At 69.5% G+C, this 213-nt stretch carries 1 pseudogene; it reads right to left on the bottom strand.

The annotated features are described in order from the left end of the window. Positions 1-213, bottom strand: a pseudogene (locus ACG02S_RS26400) (IS481 family transposase); the annotation flags it as partial.

Here is a 213-nt window from a genome sequence, read left to right as displayed (position 1 = left end):
CGCCAGCGGCCTCACGGGCTGCGGCTTGCAGCTCGCGCTGGCTGCCCACCCCGTGGCGTCGCAGGCACCGATCCAGCCCCGAGCGCGAGACGGCCGGGTTGATGAACTCACGCACTACCACCAAGAGGTCGTCCAGCGGAATCAGCGTCAGGCGGCGCACCTCGGCCACGATGGCTTCTTGCCCCTCAGTCAGCGTGGTGCTGAGCTTGTGCG

Origin of the sequence: Pelomonas dachongensis (assembly GCF_043555865.1) — a bacterium.
GTDB lineage: Bacteria > Pseudomonadota > Gammaproteobacteria > Burkholderiales > Burkholderiaceae_C > Pelomonas > Pelomonas dachongensis.
Note: the sequence above shows the minus strand (reverse complement) of the source record. Positions and strands in the feature narration are given on the sequence as shown.